The following is a 3,212-nucleotide window of genomic DNA, read 5'->3' as shown; positions in this document are numbered from 1 at the left end:
CTCCGCCGGGGCCGCCGGCACGTCGTCAGCCACCCCGGCCCGCTCCGCCGCCGGCACCGGCACCGCGCCCAGCCCCGCAAGGACCGCCTCCCGCGTCGCCCGACGCGCCCGCCGCCCGGCCCACACCCGCACCGGCTCCGTCGCCACCGTCGCCAGCAGCAGGTAGAGCGCGAGGGCCATCCACAGGAACCCCGGCCAGGCCAGCGCCCGTTGGAGCCAGAAGGGCGCCCCGGAGCGTTCCGCGACCAGGGCGGCGACCATCAGGACCGGGGCCACGACGAAGAGGGCCGTGCCCGCACGGCGGGCGACCCCGCGTGGGCGGGTGGTGTCGCGGACGAGGCGGCGCCAGACGTACCAGTGCAGGCCCGCCACGAGGGCCAGTACGGCCAGGGCGACGAGCGCGAAGACGATGACCACCCGGCGTGTCCCCTATGACGTCCGACGCAGTGCGCGCAGTCCGCGCAACCCGATGACCCCGACGACCGTCCCCAATACGAAGGACACGACCGCCAGCGTCAGGTGCACCCAGAAGTAGGCCGTGGGGTGCCCGTCGTCGAAGGCGAGACCGCTGCCGTCCGCAACGAGATTCTTGACGAAAGTGACCCAGATGACCCAGCTCCACACTCCGAAGGCGAGCAGGAACCAGGAGACCGGGCGGCTGAGCTTCATGAGTCCAGTATCACCGCCCGCGATCCGGCTCCATGGCCGGGGTGGAGCGGGAGGCGGGACTTCACAGCCCGTGGCAGGTACGTTCTCGATCGTGTCCGCACCAAAGAAGATCGCCCAGCGATCCCTGTTGATCACATCCGCCGCACTGCTGACCCTCTCCGGCCTCGCCCCGTCAGCCTTCGCCGCACCCAAGCCGTCCGGCAGTCCCACGGCCGCTCCCCCGGCCCGTATGTCCCAGGTCGGCGGCGCCCGCCTCGGCGTGCCCGGTACGCAGGTGAACCTCGCCCCCGGCGTCCCGGTGCTGCCGGGGGGCCTGACCGCCCGCTCCTGGATCGTCACCGACGCCGAGAGCGGCGACGTGCTCGCCTCGCACAACGCGCACTGGCGGCTCCCCCCGGCGAGCACCCTGAAGATGCTGTTCGCGGACACCGTGCTGCCCCGCTTCCCGAGGGACCAGCGCCACCAGGTGGTGCCCACCGACCTCGCCGGGATCGGCGACGGGTCCAGCATGGTCGGGATAAAGGAGAACGAGACCTACACCGTCCACGACCTGTGGCTCGGTGTCTTCCTGCGCTCCGGCAACGACGCCGTCCACGTACTCTCCGCGATGAACGGCGGTGTCGCGCAGACCGTCAAGGACATGCAGGCCCACGCCGACGCCCTCCAGGCCGGCGACACCCACGTGGTCAGCCCCGACGGCTACGACGCCCCCCGGCAGTACTCCTCGGCGTACGACCTCACCCTGTTCGCCCGTTCCGGGCTGCAGAAGAAGGACTTCCGGGAGTACTGCTCCACCGTGCGCGCCAAGTTCCCCGGCGCGACCACGCGGAAGGGCAAGGGCAAGCCCACCCGCGAGACCTTCGAGATCCAGAACACCAACCGGCTGCTGAGCGGGGACGCGGACACGTCCGTCTATCCGGGCATCGCCGGGGTCAAGAACGGCAACACCACCAACGCGGGCGCCACCTTCACCGGCGTCGCCGAGCGCGGCGGCAAGGTGCTGCTGGTCACCGTGATGAACCCGGAGAAGCACGAGCACGACGAGGTCTACAAGGAGACCGCCCAGCTCTTCGACTGGGGCTTCAAGGCGGCCGGCAAGGTCAAGCCGGTCGGCGTGCTCGTCCCGCCGCTGAACGCCACCCCGAGCGCACAGCCGAGCGGCGCGCCCAGCGCGAACGTCACCGGCGGCCCGCAGGGGACCGCGGGCGCCGGGTCGGAGCCGGTGAAGGGCGCCACCGCGCAGAGCGGCGGCTCGCGGGGCGCCGGTACGGCGGTGGCCATCGCGGCCGGCCTGCTGGTGCTGCTCGGCGGCGCGGCCTTCCTGGTCAACCGCCGCTGGCCGCTGCCTGATCTGATGCGCCGGCGGCAGCGTCCGTGACCTTGCCCTCGTCGCTGCGCGTCGCCGTCCAGGCGGCGCAGTAAAGGACCAGCTTCGAGGTGAAGTTGATCCACAGCAGCAGGGCGACGGGGACACCGAAGGCGCCGTACACGCTCTTCGCGGCGACGCCCTGGATGTAGCCGCTCAGCAGCAGCTTGAGGAGTTCGAAGCCGACCGCGCCGAGCAGGGCCGCCACCAGCAGGCGGCGGCGCGGCGGTTCGACCCCGGGCAGCAGGCTCAGCACGTACAGCAGCACCAGGAAGTCGGCGAGGACGGCGACGGCGAACGCGGCGACCCGGAGCAGCACGGTGCCCCAGCTGTGCTCTTCCAGACCGATCGCCGACGCCAGCCGGCCGATCGCGGCCGTGGCGAGGGTGGAGGCGGCCAGGGTCACCAGCAGGGCGCCGCCGAGGCCGATCAGCACCCCGGCGTCCTTGAGCTTCAGCACGATCGGGTTGCCGTCCCGCTCGGGCAGCTCCCACACCGCGCGCAGGCAGTCCCGGACCTGGCCGACCCAGCCGATACCGGTGAAGAGGAGCGCCGCACCGGCGATCAGCCCGACCGTGCCCGCGTTCTGCACCAGCCCGTTGAGGTCGAGCTGGTCCGCGAGGCCGGGGAACTGGGCGGCGATGTTCTTCTCGACCGTCTTCTGCCGGGCCGGGTCGAGCGTGGCCGCGGCGACCGCCGCGGCGACGGTCAGCAGCGGGAAGAGGGCGATGAAGCTGACGAACGTCATGGCCGCGGCGAGCCACGTCCAGTTCACCCGGTCCAGGCGTGCGTACGAGCGCCAGGCGTGCGTGGTCATCAGCCAGGTCACGATCGGCCCGATGCCGGGCAGCTTCTTCAGCCAGTCCATGATCCGCCTCTGCCCTTTTCGCGTGAACTCCATGTGCCCACGCCCCGGACGGGGCCCGCCCCCTCGGCCACCCCTCGGCGCGTCGCACTAATCACCCATTGCGGGGAGCCCGGTGCCGCCGTGCGGTCACCCTGCCATAGGCGGGCGATACGGTCACCCGCATGTCTGCTGTCTGCGGCCCTCCCCAGTCCCTGCTCGTCCTCGGCGGCACGTCGGAGATCGCGCTGGCCACCGCGCGCCGCCTCATCGCCCGCCGCACCCGCACCGTGTGGCTCGCGGGCCGCCCCGGCCCGGCCCTCGACCGCGCGG

3 protein-coding genes and 2 pseudogenes are annotated in these 3,212 nt (G+C 72.4%); 2 read left to right on the top strand and 3 right to left on the bottom strand.

Annotated elements, in window-relative coordinates; all coding sequences use genetic code 11:
• Together GT030_RS21820 and GT030_RS21815 are read right to left on the bottom strand one after the other, a co-directional pair.
• A pseudogene (locus GT030_RS21820) lies at positions 1 to 417 on the bottom strand (metallophosphoesterase); the annotation flags it as partial.
• A gap of 12 nt (positions 418 to 429) precedes the next feature.
• The gene (locus GT030_RS21815; protein ID WP_086695049.1) at positions 430 to 669 is read right to left on the bottom strand and encodes a hypothetical protein; all 240 of its coding nucleotides are present in this window, start codon (positions 667 to 669) and stop codon (positions 430 to 432) included.
• Between the two features lie 91 nt (positions 670 to 760).
• Here GT030_RS21815 and GT030_RS21810 point away from each other — a divergent pair, with 91 nt between their 5' ends.
• Positions 761 to 2,047 (top strand): D-alanyl-D-alanine carboxypeptidase, encoded by a 1,287-nt coding sequence (locus GT030_RS21810; protein WP_346009707.1) that lies wholly within the window; start codon positions 761 to 763, stop codon positions 2,045 to 2,047.
• On the opposite strand, the gene GT030_RS21805 is transcribed toward GT030_RS21810, so the two are convergent.
• On the bottom strand, positions 1,995 to 2,903 hold the full coding sequence (locus GT030_RS21805) for a YihY/virulence factor BrkB family protein (RefSeq protein ID WP_161202550.1): 909 nt from the start codon (positions 2,901 to 2,903) through the stop codon (positions 1,995 to 1,997). The two genes, GT030_RS21810 and GT030_RS21805, sit on opposite strands and share 53 nt — an antisense overlap.
• 161 nt (positions 2,904 to 3,064) lie before the next feature.
• Here GT030_RS21805 and GT030_RS21800 point away from each other — a divergent pair.
• A pseudogene (locus GT030_RS21800) lies at positions 3,065 to 3,212 on the top strand (decaprenylphospho-beta-D-erythro-pentofuranosid-2-ulose 2-reductase); the annotation flags it as partial.

This window comes from Streptomyces sp. SID1328 (genome assembly GCF_009865595.1).
Classification (GTDB): domain Bacteria; phylum Actinomycetota; class Actinomycetes; order Streptomycetales; family Streptomycetaceae; genus Streptomyces; species Streptomyces griseoluteus.
This window is presented reverse-complemented; position numbering and strand designations above follow the sequence as displayed.

Bases quoted from the DNA above. Each gene is read 5' to 3' on its own strand.
- GT030_RS21815 (WP_086695049.1), bottom strand. From the start codon at position 669: ATGAAGCTCAGCCGCCCGGTCTCCTGGTTCCTGCTCGCCTTCGGAGTG.
- GT030_RS21805 (WP_161202550.1), bottom strand. From the start codon at position 2,903: ATGGACTGGCTGAAGAAGCTGCCCGGCATCGGGCCGATCGTGACCTGG.